General features: G+C 70.7%; 16 protein-coding genes and 1 riboswitch. Of the genes, 8 read left to right on the forward strand and 8 right to left on the reverse strand.

What is annotated here, in order from left to right:
- Positions 1-4 precede the first annotated feature (4 nt).
- Both C503_RS0105970 and C503_RS0105975 read right to left on the reverse strand, forming a co-directional pair.
- Positions 5-508: a hypothetical protein gene (locus C503_RS0105970; RefSeq protein ID WP_018681280.1), complete on the reverse strand. Its 504-nt coding sequence runs from the start codon at positions 506-508 to the stop codon at positions 5-7.
- A 117-nt stretch (positions 509-625) separates the two neighbouring features.
- Positions 626-1,450: a GNAT family N-acetyltransferase gene (locus C503_RS0105975; RefSeq protein WP_018681281.1), complete on the reverse strand. Its 825-nt coding sequence runs from the start codon at positions 1,448-1,450 to the stop codon at positions 626-628.
- Positions 1,451-1,545: 95 nt separating this feature from the next.
- Positions 1,546-1,745, forward strand: a riboswitch (cobalamin riboswitch).
- A 103-nt stretch (positions 1,746-1,848) separates the two neighbouring features.
- Here C503_RS0105975 and metE point away from each other — a divergent pair.
- Positions 1,849-4,116 (forward strand): 5-methyltetrahydropteroyltriglutamate--homocysteine S-methyltransferase, encoded by a 2,268-nt coding sequence (gene metE, locus C503_RS0105980; protein WP_018681282.1) that lies wholly within the window; start codon positions 1,849-1,851, stop codon positions 4,114-4,116.
- 422 nt (positions 4,117-4,538) lie between these two features.
- Here the strand turns inward: metE and C503_RS38190 are convergent, their stop codons facing one another.
- A complete protein-coding gene (locus C503_RS38190) occupies positions 4,539-4,850 on the reverse strand; it encodes an STAS domain-containing protein (RefSeq protein WP_018681283.1) in 312 nt (103 codons plus the stop codon).
- Positions 4,851-4,985: 135 nt separating this feature from the next.
- On the opposite strand from C503_RS38190, the gene bla reads away from it, so the two are divergent.
- Both bla and C503_RS0105995 read left to right on the forward strand, forming a co-directional pair.
- Positions 4,986-5,894, forward strand: coding sequence for a class A beta-lactamase (gene bla, locus C503_RS0105990; protein ID WP_018681284.1), 909 nt, complete (start codon positions 4,986-4,988; stop codon positions 5,892-5,894).
- A 70-nt stretch (positions 5,895-5,964) separates the two neighbouring features.
- Positions 5,965-8,469, forward strand: a complete 2,505-nt coding sequence (locus C503_RS0105995; protein ID WP_018681285.1) for a GmrSD restriction endonuclease domain-containing protein — start codon at positions 5,965-5,967, stop codon at positions 8,467-8,469.
- A gap of 140 nt (positions 8,470-8,609) precedes the next feature.
- Here C503_RS0105995 and C503_RS38195 read toward each other — a convergent pair whose 3' ends face one another.
- The gene (locus C503_RS38195; RefSeq protein WP_033400296.1) at positions 8,610-10,868 is read right to left on the reverse strand and encodes an MMPL family transporter; all 2,259 of its coding nucleotides are present in this window, start codon (positions 10,866-10,868) and stop codon (positions 8,610-8,612) included.
- 430 nt (positions 10,869-11,298) lie between these two features.
- Here C503_RS38195 and C503_RS38200 point away from each other — a divergent pair, with 430 nt between their 5' ends.
- From C503_RS38200 to C503_RS0106025, 5 genes are all read left to right on the forward strand, one after another.
- Positions 11,299-12,456 (forward strand): ROK family transcriptional regulator, encoded by a 1,158-nt coding sequence (locus tag C503_RS38200; RefSeq protein ID WP_018681287.1) that lies wholly within the window; start codon positions 11,299-11,301, stop codon positions 12,454-12,456.
- A 1-nt stretch (position 12,457) separates the two neighbouring features.
- Complete coding sequence (locus C503_RS0106010; RefSeq protein ID WP_018681288.1) at positions 12,458-13,492, forward strand: glycoside hydrolase family 15 protein; 1,035 nt, start codon at positions 12,458-12,460, stop codon at positions 13,490-13,492.
- 3 nt (positions 13,493-13,495) lie between these two features.
- Positions 13,496-13,723 (forward strand): hypothetical protein, encoded by a 228-nt coding sequence (locus C503_RS0106015; RefSeq protein ID WP_018681289.1) that lies wholly within the window; start codon positions 13,496-13,498, stop codon positions 13,721-13,723.
- 369 nt (positions 13,724-14,092) lie between these two features.
- Positions 14,093-15,316 (forward strand): alpha/beta hydrolase, encoded by a 1,224-nt coding sequence (locus C503_RS0106020; RefSeq protein ID WP_026316006.1) that lies wholly within the window; start codon positions 14,093-14,095, stop codon positions 15,314-15,316.
- A 55-nt stretch (positions 15,317-15,371) separates the two neighbouring features.
- Positions 15,372-16,001 carry a hypothetical protein gene (locus tag C503_RS0106025; protein ID WP_018681291.1) on the forward strand — a complete coding sequence of 210 codons (630 nt, stop codon included), beginning with the start codon at positions 15,372-15,374 and terminating at the stop codon, positions 15,999-16,001.
- A 35-nt stretch (positions 16,002-16,036) separates the two neighbouring features.
- Here C503_RS0106025 and C503_RS0106030 read toward each other — a convergent pair whose 3' ends face one another.
- From C503_RS0106030 to C503_RS0106045, 4 genes are read right to left on the reverse strand one after another with little or no spacing between them, the layout of a single operon-like run.
- Positions 16,037-16,789 carry a thioesterase II family protein gene (locus tag C503_RS0106030; RefSeq protein WP_018681292.1) on the reverse strand — a complete coding sequence of 251 codons (753 nt, stop codon included), beginning with the start codon at positions 16,787-16,789 and terminating at the stop codon, positions 16,037-16,039.
- 47 nt (positions 16,790-16,836) lie between these two features.
- Complete coding sequence (locus C503_RS0106035) at positions 16,837-17,490, reverse strand: response regulator transcription factor (RefSeq protein ID WP_018681293.1); 654 nt, start codon at positions 17,488-17,490, stop codon at positions 16,837-16,839.
- A 16-nt stretch (positions 17,491-17,506) separates the two neighbouring features.
- A complete protein-coding gene (locus C503_RS0106040; protein ID WP_018681294.1) occupies positions 17,507-18,634 on the reverse strand; it encodes a sensor histidine kinase in 1,128 nt (375 codons plus the stop codon).
- A complete protein-coding gene (locus C503_RS0106045) occupies positions 18,625-19,887 on the reverse strand; it encodes a nucleotide disphospho-sugar-binding domain-containing protein (RefSeq protein ID WP_026316008.1) in 1,263 nt (420 codons plus the stop codon). Before C503_RS0106045 ends, C503_RS0106040 begins: the two co-directional genes overlap by 10 nt.
- Between the last annotated feature and the right edge of the window lie 9 nt (positions 19,888-19,896).

The raw sequence follows: 19,896 nt of genomic DNA on the forward strand, positions 1-19,896 counted from the left end.
GCGGTCATCGGTTCGCGGGGAACGGTGGCGCGTAGGCGGTGCGCACGTCGATGTCGGTGCGCGCGACCCGCACGAACTCGTTCAACGCGGCGTCGAACGCCGCCGTGGCCTCCGTGTACCGGGGGCGTCGACGCTCGTCCACGGCGCCCCCGTATCCGGGCGTGCTGGTGGACCGGATCTCGTCGACCACGGCCGCGAGCCGCGCCGCCGCCTCCACCGCGGCCGACAGCGCCTCGGTCACCGCCCGGTGCGCCACCAGGACGGTGTGCATGGACTGGGCCCGGATCCGCCCGATGACCGGCGCGGTCGGCTGGTCGGCGGGCCAGATCCGCAGCTGCCGGAGCTCGTCGCAGGCACCGAGGAAGTCGGCGTAGATGACCCGCTTCCGGTCCCCGAACCGCGACCGCGCGTCCCGCCGCCCGCTGACCAGCAGCGTCAGCACCACGCCGCCGACGGTGCCGACCAGCGCGATGAGCGGGGTGGCCCACCACGGCCCGGACGAGGTCATGTCGTCGACCGTAGTGGGTGCGAGCGGCCCGCCGAGGCCGCCTCGCGGGCTCCTGGGCGAGATCAACGCCACCGACCGCACCGACGGAATGGTTTCATCGGTCTATTGTGGATGATTTCAGCCGAGCTCGAGGCTGGCGACCCCGAACAGGCTCGACAGGTCGACCGCGGGTGCGGGTCCGGTGTACATGCGGGCGGCCTCGAACGTGGGCGTGAACCCCATCCCGGTGACCAGCTCCACCGCGGCCGGGTTGGCGTCCGGCACGTCCACCGCCACACGCGTGCCCGAGCCCACCGCCGACAGGAGGGCCGCCGCGACCGAGGGCGAGTCGGCGTACCACGGGCCGATCCGGGGGACGCCGCGGCAGGGGCGGGCGACCGCGAGACCGCACAGCTCGCCGTCGCGTAGGGCCGCGGCGGTGATGTGGTCGGGCATGGCGATCCAGGCGGCCAGGAACGAGTCGCGCTCGGCGGGGAAGAACCGCCGGTCGTAGGCGGCCAGTCGGTCGAACGGCACCGCTCGGGCGTCGACCACCCGCACCCCGGCATCCACAGTGGACGGCACGCCTTCGAAGCGGACGTTGTTCCAGGCCCGCACGAACCCGGACTTCGCGTAGTTCGCCTGCTGCGCCACCACCCCGTCGAGGCCGACGAGCCGCCCGGACAACCGGGTCATCGCCGCGTTCCACAGCCGGAGCCCGTAGCCCTGGCCACGCACCGGCGGCCGCGCGATGTAGAGGCCGATGAACCCGAACCCGGCCCCGTACCGCACCGCCGACACGCAGGCCACCGGATCGCCGGACAGCCTGCCGACCAGGAAGCCGCCGGGATCGGCGACACCGAACGCGAGCGCGTCGGACCGACCGGGGTTCCAGCCCTCCTCGTGCGCCCACTCGCCGATCAACACCAGGTCTTCCGCGCCTGCCGCGCCGATCTCGAACACGCCCCCACCCTGACACGGGAGCGCGACCGGTCGCCAACGGTGATCACCCGTTCGGCCGGTTTCCCGGATCGTGGTGCTCCCGACCGCCGTCGACTACGCTCGGGCCTGCCGAAGGTTCACCCCCGTCCGGGGTGAGGCAACAGGGAACCCGGTGCGATTCCGGGACTGCCCCGCAGCGGTGAGTGGGAACGACCGCCGTCAACGAAGCACTGGGCGCGAGCCTGGGAAGCGACGGCCAGTAGGTCAGAGCAGTGCGCCCACGAGTCCGAAGACCTGCCCTCGGTGCGCGTGCCGACCCGGCACGCGCTGGTCCGGGGCCTCTCGGGAGGGCCTACGCGACGCCGTCGCGCGTTCTCCCCTGCCCTCGGGCCGTTGGCCGAGCTCGCGAGGAGAGAGCTGTGCACGACAACCCGATCGGCGCCACCGTGCTGGGATACCCCAGGATCGGCCCGCGCCGGGAACTCAAGCGCGCGGTGGAGAAGTACTGGGCGGGCGCCCTGGACGAGCCCGCACTGCACGCCGCGGCCGCCGACCTGCGCGCCCGAGCCTGGCGCGACCTGGGATATCTCGATTCCATCCCCGGCAACACGTTCTCCTTCTACGACCACGTGCTGGACACCACCGTCCTGTTCGACGCGATCCCCGAGCGCTATCGCCGCCTCGGACTGAGCCCGTTGGACACCTACTTCGCCATGGCCCGCGGCACCGCGGACGTCGCGCCGCTGGAACTCACGAAGTGGTTCGACACCAACTACCACTACCTGGTCCCGGAACTGACCCTGGACACGCACTTCACCCTCGCCGGTGACAAGCCGCTGGCGGACTACCGGGAGGCCCGTGCACTCGGCGTGACCACCCGTCCGGTACTGCTCGGCCCGGTGACGTTCCTGCTGCTGGCCAAGCCCGCGCCCGGCTCGCCGGACGAGTTCCGCACCCTCGACCTGCTCGACGACCTCCTCGACGCCTACGCCGACCTGCTCGCCCGGCTGGCCGAGGCGGGCGTCGACTGGGTGCAGCTGGACGAGCCCGCGTTCGTCACCGACCGCTCCGCCAACGACCTGGCCGCGCTGCGCCGCGCCTACGACCGGCTCGCCGAGCTGCCCACGCGCCCACGCCTGCTGGTGGCGAGCTACTTCGGCGACCTCGGCGACGCGCTGCCGGTGCTGGCGGACACCGCGGTGGAGGCGATCGCGGTCGACCTGGTCGCCGGGCCCGAGGCCGCCGACCGGGTGCCCACGATCACCGGGCTGCAACACAAGATCCTGGTCGCGGGCGTGATCGACGGCCGCAACGTGTGGCGGTCCGACCTGCGCGCCGCCGCCACGTTGTGCGCGACGCTGCTCGGTTCCGCGGACACGCTGGCGGTGTCGACGTCCTGCTCGCTCCTGCATGTGCCCTACGACCTCGACGCCGAGCCCGACCTGGACCCGACCGTGCGCGCCCGGTTGGCGTTCGCGCGGCAGAAGGTCGCGGAGGTGGTGCTGCTCGGCCGCGTCCTCAGCGGTGACGGTGTCGATGTCGCGTCCGCGCTCGCCGCCTCGGGCGAGGAGGTGCGACACGGCCTGGCCACCGCCCGGCGCGACGACACCGTGCGGGCCCGGCTGGCCGAACTGCGCCCCTCGGACCGGGCGCGCGCGCCGTATGCCGAGCGGGTCGAGGCCCAGGCAGGACTGGGCCTGCCGCCGTTGGCCACCACGACGATCGGCTCGTTCCCGCAGACCCCCGAGGTCCGCCGCGCCCGCGCCGACCTGGCCAGGGGCACGATCGACCAGGACGGCTACGACGCGCTGATGCGCGCCGAGATCGAGCGGGTCATCCGCGTGCAGGAGGACACCGGGCTGGACGTCCTGGTGCACGGCGAACCCGAGCGCAACGACATGGTGCAGTACTTCGCCGAACGCCTCGACGGCTTCGCCCACACCGCGCACGGCTGGGTCCAGTCCTACGGCTCCCGCTGCGTCCGTCCCCCGATCCTGCACGGCGACGTCACCCGCCCGGCCCCGATGACCACCAGGTGGAGCGCCTACGCCCAGTCGCTGACAGCGCGCCCGGTGAAGGGCATGCTGACCGGCCCGGTCACGATCCTGGCCTGGTCGTTCGTACGCGACGACCAGCCGTTGTCCGACACCGCCGACCAGGTCGCCCTCGCCCTCCGCGACGAGATCGCCGACCTGGAGGCCCTCGGCCTGCGCGTCATCCAGGTCGACGAACCGGCCCTGCGCGAGACCCTCCCGCTCCGCGAACACCACCACAAGCCCTACCTCGACTGGGCCGTCGGCGCCTTCCGCCTGGCGACCGGGGGCGCGGCGGCCGCCACGCAGATCCACACCCACCTCTGCTACTCGGAGTTCGGCGAGATCATCACCGCCATCGACGGCCTGGACGCGGACGTCACCACCCTGGAGGCCGCCCGCTCGGACATGGAGGTCCTGACCGACCTGGCCGCCATCGGCTTCAGCCGCGGCGTCGGCCCTGGCGTCTACGACATCCACTCGCCCCGGGTCCCTCCGGAGGACGAACTCGTCCACCGATTGCGGGCCGCTCTCACGGCCGTGCCTGCCGACCGCCTGTGGGTGAATCCCGACTGCGGCCTGAAGACCCGCGGCTACGCCGAGGTGGAACCCGCCCTCCGAAACATGGTCGCTGCGGCCCGGGGCCTCCGATGACAATGCCACTGGCAGGCAGAGCCGAGAAGCTCGGCTCCTGAGAGTGATCATCGCCGCCGTGGGCCGGGTTGGCCCACGGCGGTACCTCTCCATTGTGGACATCTCATCCCCCTGGTCCGTCGTCCTTCCTTGAGACGAACGTATTCGCGTGGCCGAACACCGCGAAAGCCGCTGCTTCGGGCTGTGGATGGTTCGGGCCGCTTGTGGATGACTCCTGCGGCCGGACGCTCCCCACCTGCTGCCCGCCAAGGTGATTACCGCGAACGCGGTCGTCGCACGCCCCGCGATGATCAACTGGGTCGGCGGTTTGGGGGCGGCCGGTGGGGTGGGTCGTCTGGGGTTCGGCGAGGGATCACGTGGGTGTGGGATGGATTGGCGGGGTGCGGAGGGGCATCCGACTGGCGGGGCGGCGTGGGAGTGGGTCAGAGGTGGGTCGGGATCGGGTCGCTCAGGATTGGTAGGTCCGTCTCGCAGATTTCGAGTACTCGCCAGGCCAGGCTTCCGGGGGCGACCAGTAAGGACACGTCTTCTCGGTTCCGGGCGAACTCCACCAGCACCCGGACTCCCGCGATGCCGAGGAATCCCAGCCCCCGCAGGTCGATGATCACCGGAGCCCCGCGCGGCACGGCGGCGCAGGCCAGGGCGTCGCGGTAGTCCGGGGCCGTGTGCAGGTCTATTTCGCCGACCAGGGCGAGCACATGGGAGTCGCCGAGGTGGGAGTGGGTGAGCGGCAACGGTTCTCCTCCGGTTCTCCAGCGTTCTCGGTCCCGACAGTAAGGGCCGTGGTCGCGGGTCCGGCCCGGTGGCGCGTGATCTCACCCGGGTCGGGGTAGCCTGGGGCGAGATCGTCCACGAGCACTGGGGGTGCCATGAACGAGATTCCGCGCCGGGCCGCGTTGTTCGGCGGGCTTGCGTTGGTCGCGGGTTGCGCCGTCGAACAGTCCGTTGTGGTCACATCGACCGGGGGTACGACGACGCCCGCCATGACGGAGCCCGATGCGTTGGTGGCGTTGGAGGCCGAGCTCGGGGGCAGGCTGGGCGTGTACGCGATCGACACCGGTACCGGGCGCTCCGCCGGGCATCGCGCGGATGAGCTGTTCCTGTCCTGTTCCACGCACAAGCCCCTGGTCGCCGCGAACATCCTGCACCGCGCGGAGACCGAGTCCGCTCTTCTCGGCCAGCTCATCCGGTATGACCGTTCGCGCCTGCTGGAGTACGCGCCGATCACCGGTCGGCACGTCGACACCGGTATGACGGTCGCCGACCTGTGCGCGGCCGCCGTCGAGGTCAGCGACAACACCGCCGACAACCTGCTGTTCGACCTCGTCGGCGGGCCAGCCGGGGTCACCGCCTTCGTCCGCTCCCTCGGCGACACCATCACCCGGCTGGACCGCGTCGAACCCGATCTCAACGTCGCCGCGCCGGGCGACGAGCGGGACACGACCACGCCGACCCGGATCACCCGGACGCTCGGCAAGCTGCTCCTGGCGGACGGCCTCACCCAACCGGGCAAGGACCGGCTGATCGGGTGGATGGTCGACAGCACCACCGGCAAGGATCTCGTCCGCGCGGCCCTGCCCACCGGCTGGCGCACCGGCGACAAGAGCGGCTCGGGAGCACAGGGCCAGGTCAACAACGTCGCCATCACCTGGCCGCCGAACGGCGCCCCCTGGCTGGTCGCCGTCTTCACGGCCCCGAACGACCACGACGGCGACCGCACCAGGCCGTTCGTGGCCCGCGCCGCGAAGATCGCCGTCGACGCGCTCGGGGCCCATTAGGTCCTTTGTGGACAATGTAAGGCGGATCGGGGGCACCCGCTAGTGGGTCGCACCACTAGGATGCGGCGGCATGGTGGTTGCGCGTGAGACGTCGTTGCAGGAGTTGCTGGAAGGGTCCAAGCAGTATCGGGTCCCGCTGTACCAGCGGACCTACTCGTGGGACCGGGACCAGCTGGTCCGGTTGTGGGAGGACGTCGTCCACCTCGCCGGTGACCGGCTGGACCAGCCCGACGCCACGCATTTCATCGGTTCGGTGGTGCTCGCGCCCAGCCCGGCCAACGGGCCCGCCGGGGTGTCCGAGTACCTCGTGGTCGACGGCCAGCAGCGGTTGACCACGCTGACCCTGCTGCTCTGCGCGATCCGTGACCACCGCGCCCGCGCCGAGGAGCCCGGCCACCGCGACCGGATCAACCAGCAGTACCTCGTGAATCCCTGGAAGAAGGAACCCCAGCGACTCAAGCTCGTGCCGACGCAGGCCGACGCCGATGCCTACCTCGCGTGCGTGGACGGCACACCCCAGGCGGGTGGTGCCGACCCGGTCGGGTTCGCGTACCGCTTCTTCGGCGCCGAGGTCGAGCGGCTGGACGAGTCGGGCGTGGGCGTCGAGCAGGTCGAGGACGCGGTCATCTCCGGGCTCGCGCTGGTCTCGGTCACCACGCAGCACGGCGACAACGCCTACCGCATCTTCGAGTCGCTCAACAACACCGGCCTGCGGCTGACCCAGGCCGACCTGCTGCGCAACTACCTGTTCATGCGCCTGCCCACGCGCGGGGAGGAGGTGTACCGGTCGCTGTGGCTGCCGTTGCAGGACCGGTTGAGCGGTAAAGACCTGGAGCTGTTGTTCTGGTTGGATCTCGTGCACCGCGACCCGCGCGTGAAGCAGACGGACGTCTACGCCGGTCAGCAGCGACGGCTCGAACGGCTGCGGACCGAGGACGAGATCGTCGCCGAGGTCGAGCGGTTCAACAGGCTGGGCACACTGCTGGGACTCGTGCTCGATCCCACTGGCGAGGAGAACCAGACAGTCCGCACGCGGCTGAGCAGGCTCAAGGACTGGGGCACGACCACCGTCTACCCGCTGCTGTTGCACCTACTCGACCGTCGGTCCGCGAGTACCGCCACCTCGGAGGAGATCGCCACGGCGATGCTGCACGTGGAGAGCTTCTTCGTGCGCAGGCTGCTGATCGGCCGCGCGACCGCGAACGTGAACCGCGTGCTGTTGTCCACCGTCACCGAGATGGCCGACGACGTTCCCGTGGATCAGGCGGTGCACCGCTACCTGTCCAGTGGGCGCAAGTACTACGCAACGGACCAGGAAGTCCGCACTGCCGTGCACACCGTTCCCTTCTACCTGAACGGTCGCCCCAACCAGCGCGCGTTGGTGCTGCGCTGGCTGGAGGAGACCTACGGCAGCCGCGAACCGGTCGACTTCACCACCCTGACCATCGAACACGTGCTCCCGCAGACCTCCACTGACGAGTGGGAGCGCGCGGTCGGCGCGGAGCTGGCCGAGGGGGAGACCTACGAGCAGGTCCACCAAGCCGTGCTGCACACGATCGGGAACCTCACGCTCACCGGGTACAACGCGCGACTCGGCAACAAGTCGTTCGAGGACAAGCGGAAGCACCTGGCCGACAGCGGCCTGGCCATGAACCACGAGATCGCCCGCGCCGCGACCTGGGGACCGGGGTCGATCCGGGCCCGCGCCGACCGGCTGGCCACGGCGGTGACCAAGACCTGGCCGGGGCCGACCAGCGTCGGCAAGGACGCCGAACCCGCCTGGGACCTGATGAACGCCGTGTTGGCCGCCCTCCCGGCAGGCGCCTGGACGACCTACGGCGACCTGGCCGCCGTCATCGGCAGCCACCCGATCGCGGTCGGGGCGCGGCTCGCGTCGGAGTGGGCGCCCAACGCGCACCGGGTGCTGCAGGTCGGGGGGACGGTGTCGCCGAACTTCGCCTGGGTCGACCCCGGGCGCACCGACGACCCGGCCGGGTTGCTGAGTGCCGAGGGCGTCGTCTTCGACGAGCGTGGACGCGCGGCGCGCGACCAGCGGTTCACCCTCGATGACCTCGCCGAGTTGGTCGGGGTCGACCTGGAGGAGCACGCGGAACCGGACGACGACTTCGACCGGCTCGGCGGCCGGTTCGAGGAGCAGCTGACGGCGTCGGCGTCGGACGAGGTCTGCGCGGCGGTCGATGAAGTGGTCGAAGGGTGGATCGAGCTGGGCGGCTGGGTGGAACTCGGCACGGCGCGCACCGAGACGTCCTGCTTCCTGTTCGCGCGTGGGCGTGACCACGAGAACGGCAACATCTGGCCCGTGGTCCTCTATCCGGCGACCGGTCGGGTGGAGATCGTGTTCCAGCACCTGCGCGTCCGCCCGCCGTTCACGGATCCGGCACTGCGGGAGGAGCTGCGCACGCGGCTCAACCGGATGCCGGGGGTGTCGATCCCGCGCGCGAAGACCGAGCTGCGTCCATCGTTCGCACTGTCCGTGCTGGCGGACCCGTTGGCACGGCGGGAGTTCCGCGACACACTGCGCTGGTTCCACGAGCACGCGACGCTGGGTGCTTGAGGATGTGGTGGTGTGGTGGCCGAGTTTTGCGGCCACCACACCACAGTGGCATCGGCAGCCGGTAGTGGTGTCTCCGGTGTCGACGGTGCAGGTGTCGTTGCCCAGGCCGCCGTTGGCGGTGCGCCGCCTACGCCGTCTGCTCAGGAGCGGACGTTGTCGTGTTTCGGTATGGGTGTGGCGTCGGTGCGTTGGCCGGGGACCTGGGTTTTCAGTGAGTCGCCCTCGATGTCCAGGTTGGGGAGGGCGCGGTCCAGCCATTTCGGGAGCCACCACATGCGTTCGCCGATGATGGCCATGATGGCGGGGACGATGGTCATTCGCACGAGGAACGCGTCGGCCAGTACGCCGACGGTGAGGGCGAAACCGATCGTCTGCAGGATGATCGCGTTGCTTGCGGCGAAGCCCGCGAAGACGCCCATCATGATGATGGCGGCGGCGGTGACGACGCGGGCGCTGTGCGCGAAGCCGTTGGTGATGGCGGGGTGGGCGCGGGCGCCGTGGACGTGTTCCTCGCGGATGCGGGTGACCAGGAAGACCTCGTAGTCCATGGCCAGGCCGAACAGGATGCCGGTCAGCAGCACCGGCAGGATGAACACGACCGGTGCCGTCGCCTCGATGCCGAGCAGGCCCGACAGCCAGCCCCACTGGAAGACCGCGACCGTGGCGCCGAGTGCGATGCCGATCGAGAGCAGGAAGCCGAGGGCGGCCTTCAGCGGGACCAGCAGCGAGCGGAACACCAGGATCAGCAGGACGAACGCCAGGCCGACGACCACGACCAGATAAGTCGGGAAGACGTCGATCAGGCTGTCGGCGATGTCGACGCCGACCGCCGTGGTGCCGGTGACCAGGGCGCGGGCGCCGGTCTGGGCCGGGAGCGTGGCGAAGGCGGCGCGCAGGGTGGCGACCAGGTCCTTGGTGGCGACGTCGGCGGGGCCGCTGCTGGGCATGACCGAGATGATGGTGAAGTCGACCGCCGCGAGCTGTTTGCGGAGGCGGTCCACCGAGGCGGGGTCGGTGGTGTCGACCGGGGGTTCGACGGCGGCGATGTCGGTCTTGACGCTGCGGACGGTGGTCACGGCGCGGTCCACCGCGGCCACCGGGTCGGCCGCGCCGCGGGTGTCGACCACGATGGTGAGCGGGCCGTTGGCGCCCGCGCCGAAGTTGGTGGAGATCAGGTCGTAGGCCTGCCTGCGGCCGCTGTCGGCCGGGGCGGTGCTGTCGTCGGGGAGGGCGAGTTCCAGGGACAGCACGGGAACGGCGATGACGACCGCCGCCGCCAGACCGGCGATCAACGCCACCACCCGGTGCCGCACGACGAACTCGCCCCAGCGCCTGCCGAACGTCTTGTGCTCGGTGTCGCCCGGTTGGTGCGCGGGACGGATGAGGCCCTTGCGCGCGCGGGCGACCCGCAGGCCGCCGAGGCTGACGATGGCGGGTAGCAGGGTCAACGCGATCAGGACGGCGACCGCGACCGTGGCAGCCGCGGCCAGGCCCATCTCGGTGAGGAAGGTGATGCCGCAGACGGCGAGGCCGACCAGGGCGATGATCACGGTCAGGCCCGCGAACACGACCGCCGAGCCCGCTGTGCCGATGGCGACGCCCGCCGCGTCCGCGCGGGAGCGGCCTGCGCGGACCTCGTGCTGGTAGCGGGACATGATGAACAGGGCGTAGTCGATGCCGACGGCGAGGCCGAGCATGGTGGCCAGCGCGGGCGTGGTGGAGCTCAGCTCGATGAACCCGGTCAGCGTGGTGATGCCGGTGATCCCGATGCCGACCCCGATCAGCGCGGTCAGCAGCGGCATGCCCGCGGCCAGCAGCGAGCCGAACGTGATCGCCAGCACCACCAGGGCGATCAGCACGCCGACCGCCTCCGACGCCGGTGCCTCGCCCTGGTCGGGGAACGCGTCGCCGCCGACGGCCGCGACCAGGCCCGCGTCCTTGAGCTGCCGCACGGCGTCGTCCATGGCGGACTTGTCGGCCGCGTCGAGGTCCATGGCCTGGCGGTCGTATCCCACGGTGGCGTAACCGGTCCGCTCGTCGCCCGCGATCGCGCCGGTGTCGAACGGACTTGCCGCGTAGCTCACATGGGGAGTGGTGACGGTCTTCAACGCGGCCTCGACCCGTGCTCGCGGTCCCTGGTCGGTCAGCCGCTGCCCGGCGGGCGCCTGCATGACGATCCGCGCGGTCGCGCCGTCGCTGCTGGCGTCCGGTGACCGCTCCTTGATCAGCGCGAACGCCTGGGTCGACTCCAGGCCCGGCATGTCGAACGAGTCCTTGGTGGTCCCGGCGAGCGTCGCGGAACCCACCCCGGTCCCCGCCAACACCACGACCCAGATCGCGATGACCGGCCACCGGTGCCGGAAACACCACCGACCGAGCGTGAACAGCAGCCAGGCCACGGCGATCTCCTCCCGACGCGGGCCTCCTCGCTCCCGTCTGGCACGGTAACCGCCGGTGACGATGGTCACCATTGTTGTGCTTGGCGTGCTGTGCGTGGGCGCTTACCCCATCCATGTCCCTGACCTCGTCCGATGGGACCAGAGCGGGTGCTTTCGCTGACGTCGGCTCCCTCGCCCGGAGTTGTTCGGGGTTCTATGGAGTGGGTCGCGGTCGCGCAGGGTCACGGCTACTTCATCCCATCGTGCGCCGTGGCCGAGGAACTCCCGCCCGCGTGTCGTTCGTCGCGAAGGCGAGCTTCGGGTCGACAGTCCATATCGGACGGATCAGGGGTGCGGGACGGCCATGGCGGCGACGGGGTGTTCGGCCGATCGGGGGAGCGGGGTTGCCCGGGTTAGTTTCCTGGGGACACTATTCAACCGGGAGGTGGCCATGGCGGTGGGGGACGACGCGAAGAGTCGGTTGGTGGCGGTGATCCTGAGTGCCGGGGAGATCTCGCGGGCGCAGTTGTCCGAGCGGACCGGGCTGTCGCCGTCGCGGGTCACCAAGGTCGTGGCGCCGTTGTTGGAGTCGGGTGTGCTTGAGGAGGTGGGCGCGGGCGTCGCCCAGGGCGGGCCGGGGCGGCCTCGGCGGATGTTGGCCGTGCGGCGGGACCGGAGTGTGGTCGTGGGGGTCAAGCTCGCGCCGCGACGGGTCACCGGGGTGCTCACGGACATGGACTCCCGGGTTCTGCGGTCCGGGTCGCGCGCGCTCGACAGCTCGGATCCGGAAGTGGCGATCCGGGCGGTCGGGGAGCTGTGCGCGGAGTTCCGGGCCGAGGGGGCGCCGGTCGCGGGCGTCGGGGTCGGGCTCGGCGGGCATGTCGACGGTGGGGTGTGCGTGTGGTCCGGCCTGCTGGGCTGGCGGGATGTCGAGATCGCGGACCGGCTGGCCGACGAGGTCGGGGTGCCGGTGGTGGTCGACAACGACGTGAACGCGTTGGCGGTGGCGGAGCTGTGGTTCGGCGCGGGGCGCGGGATGCGGTCGTTCGCCGTGGTCACGGTCGGCGTCGGCGTCGGCTGCGGGTTGGTGCTGGGGGGCGAGCCGCACGTCGGGGTGGCCGGGTTGGCCGGGGAGATCGGACATCTGCCGCTGTTCCCCGACGGTCCACTGTGTACTTGTGGGAACCGGGGCTGTCTTGAGGCGGTGGCGTCCCGGGACGGGATGGTGCGGGCGGTCCGGGAGCAGGGCGTCGCCTGTCGGTCGTTCGCGCACCTGGTGCGGATGGCCAGGGACGGCGATCCCGCCGCACGCCGGGTCTTCGCGGACACGGGTACCGCGGTCGGTCGGGCGCTGGCCGTGCTCGGCAATCTGCTGAACCTCGAACGGATCATCCTGTCCGGCGAGGGCATGACGGAGTACGACCTGTTCGAACCCGCGTTGGAAACGGCCTGGCGCGGGCATTCGTTCTCCACCGCGCGCGTCGACTGCGATCTCGTTCCCGTGCCGGTCGACCAGGTCAGGTGGGCTACCGGGGCAGCCTGCCTGGCCATCGAGCACCTGGTGCGCTCGCGCGCGTTCGTCGCCCCCGGGTTACCGGACGGAGGATGACGTGACCCACGTCGACCGGAGCATCGAGGTGATCCTGGCCGGGCAGCACGACAGTGGTGCCTACGTGGCGTGCCCGACCTTCCCCACCTACCGCTACGCGTGGCTGCGTGACGGCGCCTGGTGCGCGTACGCGCTGGGGTTGTATGACAAATGGGACAGTGCGGGACGGTTCCACCGGTTCGCGGCACGCTGTGTGCTCGACCATGCCGAGCTGTTCGGCGCGTCCCGGGTGGTCGAACCGCCCACCCGGTACACGCTCGACGGGCGGATCGAGGACCCGGGCGACGAGCCGTGGCCGAACTTCCAGCTGGACGGCTACGGCACCTGGCTGTGGGCGCTCGCCGAGCACGCGCGCACCGGGCACCCGCCGACCGGGACGGAACTCGACGCCGCCCGGCTGGTGGCCCGCTACCTGCGGGAGAACGGCGCCGCGTCCTGTTACGACTGTTGGGAGGAGTACGGGGACCGCAGGCACACGGCCACCCTCGGGTCGGTGATCGCCGGGCTGACCGGCGCGGCGGAGCTGCTGTCCGACGAGGACTCCGCCATCGCGGCCGCGGGGCTGCGCGAGCTGCTGGGCGAGCACGTGCGGGACGGCTCGTTCGTGAAGCACGACGCGACCGACGGGGTGGACGCGTCGTTGTTGTGGTTGTCCACTCCGTTGCGCGTGGTCCCCGCCGACGAACCCGTCATGGTGCGCACCGCGCAGCGGATCGCCGATGAGCTGACCGGACCGACCGGGGGAGTGTTCCGATACCGGGGCGACACCTATTACGGCGGTGGCGAGTGGGTCCTGTCGACCGCCTGGCTGGGCTGGTACCACGCCGAGACCGGCGATATGGAGACCGCTCGCGCGCGGCTGCGCTGGGTCGAGGAGGCGTTCACCGAGGCGGACGAACTGCCCGAACAGACGGTCGACTACCCGCAGGACACGGAAATGGTCGTGCCGTGGGTGGCGAAATGGGGCCCGGTCGCCACCCCGCTGCTCTGGTCGCACGCCATGCACCTGGTCCTCGCCGCCGCGATACCCGACTGAACCATGCCCGGGAAGGCGACGGACCCGCCCGGCTGGCGGCTCGCGCACGACGTGTGGGACGCGGTCCGGCACGACTCCTGGCGGCCGGTGCTGAAACTGGCGTTCCTGGCGGTGGTCGGTGTCGGCCTGTCCGCTGTGGTCGTCCTCCTGATGCCCTGGTTGTCCACGGTCGCGCTCGCCTGCGGTGCCTGCGTCACGCGTCTGCTCTCCCGTCCGCGTCGTAGCGGATAGACGGACTGTTTGCCTGGGTGGTTAGTTGCTTACACTGTGCGGAGATTGTGGCATTCGAGGCGGTAAACGGACCTTGTGGCAATAGGCGAGTGATACGTCACAACAGGCAACGAAACCGATTCTTCGGACGTGGGGATCGCTTTGTCAAAGGTCCGGTAAACGGCGGTGTACTCCCGGGTAATGGCGGAGGGTGCACGATCGGGTGCACCCTGTGGACAGTGGCTCGTGGACCGCGCGCGGATTGGCGGGAGAACCGAAAGGGCAGCCGGGTTGCCCGTCCGATCGGTCGGTGCGGAAGTTTTCCGAATGGCGATCGACACACGAGGCAACCCCCATTTTCGGCACCCGGCGCCGGCTACACTCGGCCGGGTGCACGCTTCCACCATTCGGATCGACACCACCGGTGTCGTTCTCGGCGCCGCGATTGTCGCCGTCGTCGCGGTCGCCATGGTTCCGTGGCGGTGGGACCGGTGGCGGCGGCTGGTGCTCGGCCGGGTGCTCACCACCGTGCTCGCCGTGGCGATGGTGGTGGCGGCGTGCGGGCTCGGGGTGAACGCGGCCGGGAGCTTCTACCCGACGCTCGGGTCGCTGATCGGGACCTCGCCCAACCCCGGCGAGGGGACGGTCGCGGACGCCGGGCCGGACGGGCGCGATCTCGGCCGGGCACTGTCCACGGTGACCGACCGGGCGGCGAGCGGGCACGGGTCGATGCTGCACCTGACGGTCACCGGCAGGCGCACCGGCATCACCCGGGACGTGGACGTCTACCTGCCGGTCGGCTACACCGCGCCGGAGTACCGGGGGTTCCGGTTCCCGGTGATCGAGTGGATCCCGCACTTCCCCGGCGAACCCCGGCAGGTCACCACCCTCTACGGCCTGCCGGACCTGCTCGACCGCAAGATCGCGTCCCGGCAGATGCCGCCCACCGTGGTGATCGTGCCCGACTACAATGGCGAGCCCCGGATGACCCACGACTCGGAGTGCGTGGACGCGGTCGGTGGTACGGCCAACGACACCTATCTCTCGGCCGATATCCGGTCGTGGGCCAACCGGACACTCGCCGTTCGTACGGATCGTGAGGGATGGGCGCTCACCGGGTGGTCGTCGGGTGGTTACTGCGCGTTGAACCTGGCCGTGCGGCATCCGCAGTGGTTCTCGGTGGCGGTCAGTATGAGCGGGTATGACACTGCGGCGAAGGACGCGCAGACCGGGGATCTGTTCCGGGGGCGTGAGGACATCCGGCACGCCAATGACGTGTCCGCGGCGCTTCGGGAACATCCTGCGCCGCTTCGGTTGTTGGCTACCGCGGATGAGGCTTCCGGCGAGGAGAAGGCCGCGCTGGATCGGTTGCGGGCTGCCGCCGCGCCGCCGGTGGAGTTGACCACCTGGGTGTTTCCGGCTGCCGGGCATAATCTGGGGGCCGTACAGGCGCATCTGCCGCAGATTCTGGATTGGTTGAATGCGCAGTTGGGGAATCCGATTGCCACGGATACGCCCGCGCCGCCCAATGCGGTGAGTAATTCCATCGGGCCTTGGTCGCTGCCTGATTCCGGGGCGCAGGGCGGTCTGCGGGGGACGGACGCCGCGCTGTAGACCCTGCTCGGGATCTCGTGATCGCCACAGGAAGGCGTTCGGCTATCGTCCGGCTGTGAGCACACGGACTGTGACATGGGACGAGGCTGTCGCGCTGTTCGAGCAGCGGGGGCTGTCCAAGGAGATCTGGCAGAACCTGTACGAGGGGGAGTACATCCTGTACACGGGCAACGCGACCGTGGACGGGAGTTTTCCGCTCAACCAGGGGGAGGAGCACCCCTGGGGCGAGGACTGGGACATCGGCTTCATCGTCGATGGCGACCTGACCGTCTCCGGTGGTGTCTACGACTTCGACGACGGCGCGGCGGCCCTGGTCGTCCTCGGGGATCTGCGCGCACAGGGGTTCTACACCACCTGCGACCCGAAGGTCATCGTCACCGGGAACACGAGCCTGGACGTCGTGTTCGGGGAGTACACGGACAAGTACCTGGTGTTCCGGGGTGACCTGCGCGCGGCCGTGCAGGTGTGGAACGGCGAGTGCGCGCCGGACGAGGTCGGGGGCACGCTCGCGGGGAGCCTGGTGGCGCCGTCCTATGCGGAGCTCGGGGCGGCGACCGTGGCGGACAGTGGGGTGCCGGTGAGCGAGCTGCTGGTGCCCGAGGTCTTCGACGGCGACCGGATCGACGGTGAGGCGCTGCTCGACCGGTTGGTGTCCGGGGAGCCGGTGCTGGTCGCCAAGGCTTGAGTGCGGCGGGTCGGCCGCCTCGGCGGCCGACCCGGTCAGGCGTGGGCAGGCTCCTGTAGACGGTCGGTGAGGTGGCGCAGGATCACCTCTTGGTGGCGGGTGAGGAAGAAGTGGCCGCCCGCGAGCGTGACCATCTCGAACTCGCCCGCCGTGTGGTGCTGCCAGTGGGCGACGTCGGGGACCGGGGCGATGGGGTCGTCGGTGCCGGTGAACGCGAGAATATCGGCGCTCAGGGGGAGGCCGGGTTCGTAGCGGTAGGTCTCCACGGCGCGGAAGTCGTTGCGTAGCACGGGGAGGACCATGCGGGCGACCTCGTCGTCGCCGAGGAGGTCCGTCTCGGTGCCGCCCAGACGGCGCATCTCGGCCATGACGCCTTGGTCGTCGCGGGTGTGGACGCCTTCGGGGCGGTGTCGGGACGGGGCGCGGCAGCCGGAGAGGAACAGGGTCGTGAGCGGGATGTCCGCGTGTTCGAGGCGGCGGGCGGTCTCGTAGGCGATCATCGCGCCCATGCTGTGGCCGAAGAGGGCCAGGGGGAGGTCTCGGCGGTCTTGGAGCAGGGTGGCGATCTGCTCGGCGAAGGTGTCGATGGTGGTGAGGAACGGCTCGTGGCGGCGGTCTTGGCGGCCTGGGTACTGCACGGCCAGCACTTCGATGTGGGGAGCCAGGGCGCGGGAGACCGGGAAGTAGAAGGTTGCCGAGCCGCCCGCGTGGGGGAGACAGATGAGTCTCGCCTTCGCCTCGGAGGAGGCGTGGAAGCGGCGTAGCCAGTTGTCGGTGCGGGTGGGCATGGCCTGCCGCCTTTCGGGTTGGTGCTTCGGGAACCGCCAACAGGCGGTCAGGTGCGGGTGGCGGTGCTGTCCAGGTAGGTGAGGACGGCGCGGATGCGGCGGTTCTGGTCGCGGCTGGCTTCCAGGCCGAGTTTGGCGAAGATGTTGCTGATGTGGTTCTCCACGGCGCCCTGGGTCACCGTCAGGGCCTTGGCCACGGCGGTGTTCGACAGGCCCTGTGCCATCAGGCCCAACACTTCCTTCTCCCGGGCCGTCAGCGCGTCCAGGGGGTCTCGGCTGCGGGAGAGCATCTGGGCGATGACGTCCGGGTCGATGGCCGAACCGCCCCCCGCGACGCGGCGGACGGCCTCCAGGAAGTCGGCCACGTCGGCCACGCGTTCCTTCAACAGATACCCCACGCCCGCCGTGCCGCCCGCCACCAGGTCGACGGCGTAGCTGCCCTCGACGTACTGGGAGACAACCAGGACCGGGAGGCCGGGGAACTCACGGCGGGCGGCGAGGGCGGCGCGGACGCCCTCGTCGGTGAAGGTGGGGGGCATGCGGACGTCGGCTATCACCAGGTCCGGTTTGTGTTCGCGGACGGCGTCCAGCAGGGCGTCGCCGTTGTCGACGGCGGCGGCGGTCTCGATGCCGACGTCGGCGAGGAGGCTTTGGACGCCTGCCCGCAACAGGACCGAGTCCTCGGCTATCACGACACGCATGGGAAGGGCCTCCGGGTTACCAGCGGACGGGCAGGTCGGCGCGGATGACCGTGGGGCCGCCGATGGGGCTGACCACGGTGAGGACGCCGTCGATGGACGCGGCGCGGTCGGCCAGGCCGGACAGGCCGCTGCCGGGGCGCAGGGACGCGCCGCCCTGGCCGTTGTCGACGATCTCGACGACCACCGTGTCGTCGTCCCGGGTGACCCGGACTGCGGCACGGTCGGCGCCCTGGGCGTGTTTGACGATATTGGTCAACGACTCGCTGACGATGAAGTACGTCGTGGTCTCGACCGGGGCCGGTGGGCGTGGTTCGACGGTCACGCTCACGTCCACCGGGAACGGCATTCGCGCGGTCAGTGACGACAGGGCCGCGTCCAGGCCGCGATCCTGTAGAACGGGGGGATAGATGCCCCGGGCCAGGTCCCGCAGTTCGGACACGGCGAGTTTCGCGTCCGCGTGGGCGGCGCCGATCAACGCGCGGGCGCCTGCCGCGTCGTCGGAGTCCAGTTTGAACTGGGCGCGGCCCAGACTCATCGCCACGGCGACCAACCGTTGTTGGGCGCCGTCGTGCAGGTCGCGTTCGATGCGTTTGCGTTCCGCCTCGACGGCGTCGATTCCCCGGGCCCGTGAGGCTTTCAGCTGCCGCGCCCGTGCCTCCAGCTGGGATGCCCGGTCCGGCCCCAGCATCGACCGCGCCAGCGCCGCGTGCATGGCGCCGATGCGCGGGGCGACGAAGATGCCGAACGGCGGAACCGCCACCGACACGATGCCCGCCACGAACTCCACGATGCCCAGCGGCAGCGCCAACAGCACGAAGTTCAGCTCCCGCCACGTGGTCGGGTCGACGAGACGGGTCTGCCAGGTGGCGAGCAGGCCGGGGCCGTGCGGCAGGCGGCGGGGCGTGGGGATCTCGACCCCGAGCAGGACCCGGCACCAGCCGCGTTCGAGGTCGGTGAAGACGCGGGTCAGCGAGGTGGCGGCGACGAGGACCGGGATGCCGATCCACAGCATGGTGGTGGTGATGCCGAGCACCAGCGCCAGCACGACGAGCACGAACGCCGCGATGCGCAAGGGGAAGCTCGCCAACAGGAAGCCGATGACGCGGAGCGGGTGCGGCCGGACCGGCTTCTCGGTCACCGACACCGCGCTATCCGTTCCAGCTCCGGCACCAGCTCGTCCAGCGTCGGCGTGGCCGCCATCTCGTCGCGGACCGCCAGCGCGCAGGACCGGAACGACGGCTCGGTCAGCAGCCGCTGCACGCCCTGCCGCACCGACGCGGCGGTGACGTCCGCCAGGTCGAGCAGCAACCCGTTGCCGCGCTTGACCTGTGCGGCCGCCGACACCCGCTCGCTCCAGGTCGTGCCCGGGATCACCAGCTGCGGCACGCCGTTGACGACCGCGTTGCCGATCGTGGCCCCGCCGCCCTGGTGCACGATCGCCGAGCAGCTCGCCAGCAGCTCGTTCATCGGCACGAAGTCCACCGCGCGCACGTTGTCCGGCACCGTGCCGACGGACTCCAGCTGGGCCGCGTTCAGCGTCGCGATCACCTCGACGTCCAGGTCGGCCAGCCCCTCCAGCAGGTTGCCCACGGACGTCTCCTCGACGCCCAGCGTCTGGCGGTTGGAGATGCCCAGGGTCAGCAGCACGCGGGGTCGCGCGGGCTCTGCAAGGACCCACCTCGGGATGGCCATCGGCTTGTTCAGCGGGATGAACCGGGCGGGCAGGTAGTCCACGTCCACGCCGTCGTAGCGCAGGTACGAGGGGTGGCAGTCGATCGTCTTGACGCCGTGGCGCAGGGTGTCGTCGTAGGTGGCGCCGTAGCGGCCGACCATCGACGACATCCAGTCCACGAACGGATCACTGCTCGTGTCCTCGGGTTGGCTCGCCCGCAGGTCGCGGTATTGAGCGCCGATCCGCGCGGTCTGGTCGGCCGCGTACATCATGCGCAGGTGCGGCACCCCGATGGCGTGCGCGACGATCGGGGCGGCGTAGATGATCGGGTCCCACACCACCAGGTCCGGCCGCCACTGCTTGGCGAACCGCACCATCTCGTCCACAAGGGACTCCGGGGTGGTCCAGCGGAACACGTCCACCCAGTCCGCGTAGACCTTGCGCACGTACTGCTCGGTGTAGCGCTCGGGGCGGCTCTCCGAGATCAGGTGCTGCCCGGTCATGGCGTTGTCGCCGTCGGCGTTGAGCTGCCGGTGGTGGGCGACGTCGAGATCGTCGCCGAACCACATCGCGTCCAGGCCGGTCTCCAGGAACGGCGCCACCTCGCGCGGGTTGCGCTGGCCGACGAAGCGGACCTCGTGCCCGGCCGCGGCCAGCGCCCAGCCGACCGGGGCCATGCTGTAGACGTGCGTCCTCGTGGGAAAGACCATCAACATGACGCGCATCGGCGCACA

It is taken from the genome of Actinokineospora enzanensis DSM 44649 (assembly GCF_000374445.1).
GTDB classification, from domain to species: Bacteria; Actinomycetota; Actinomycetes; order Mycobacteriales; family Pseudonocardiaceae; genus Actinokineospora; species Actinokineospora enzanensis.

Bases quoted from the DNA above. Each gene is read 5' to 3' on its own strand.
- C503_RS0106035 (WP_018681293.1), bottom strand. From the start codon at position 17,490: ATGCGTGTCGTGATAGCCGAGGACTCGGTCCTGTTGCGGGCAGGCGTC.
- C503_RS0106045 (WP_026316008.1), bottom strand. From the start codon at position 19,887: ATGCGCGTCATGTTGATGGTCTTTCCCACGAGGACGCACGTCTACAGC.
- C503_RS0106015 (WP_018681289.1), top strand. From the start codon at position 13,496: ATGCCCGGGAAGGCGACGGACCCGCCCGGCTGGCGGCTCGCGCACGAC.
- C503_RS0106030 (WP_018681292.1), bottom strand. From the start codon at position 16,789: ATGCCCACCCGCACCGACAACTGGCTACGCCGCTTCCACGCCTCCTCC.
- C503_RS0105995 (WP_018681285.1), top strand. From the start codon at position 5,965: ATGGTGGTTGCGCGTGAGACGTCGTTGCAGGAGTTGCTGGAAGGGTCC.
- C503_RS38200 (WP_018681287.1), top strand. From the start codon at position 11,299: ATGGCGGTGGGGGACGACGCGAAGAGTCGGTTGGTGGCGGTGATCCTG.
- bla (WP_018681284.1), top strand. From the start codon at position 4,986: ATGAACGAGATTCCGCGCCGGGCCGCGTTGTTCGGCGGGCTTGCGTTG.
- C503_RS0105970 (WP_018681280.1), bottom strand. From the start codon at position 508: ATGACCTCGTCCGGGCCGTGGTGGGCCACCCCGCTCATCGCGCTGGTC.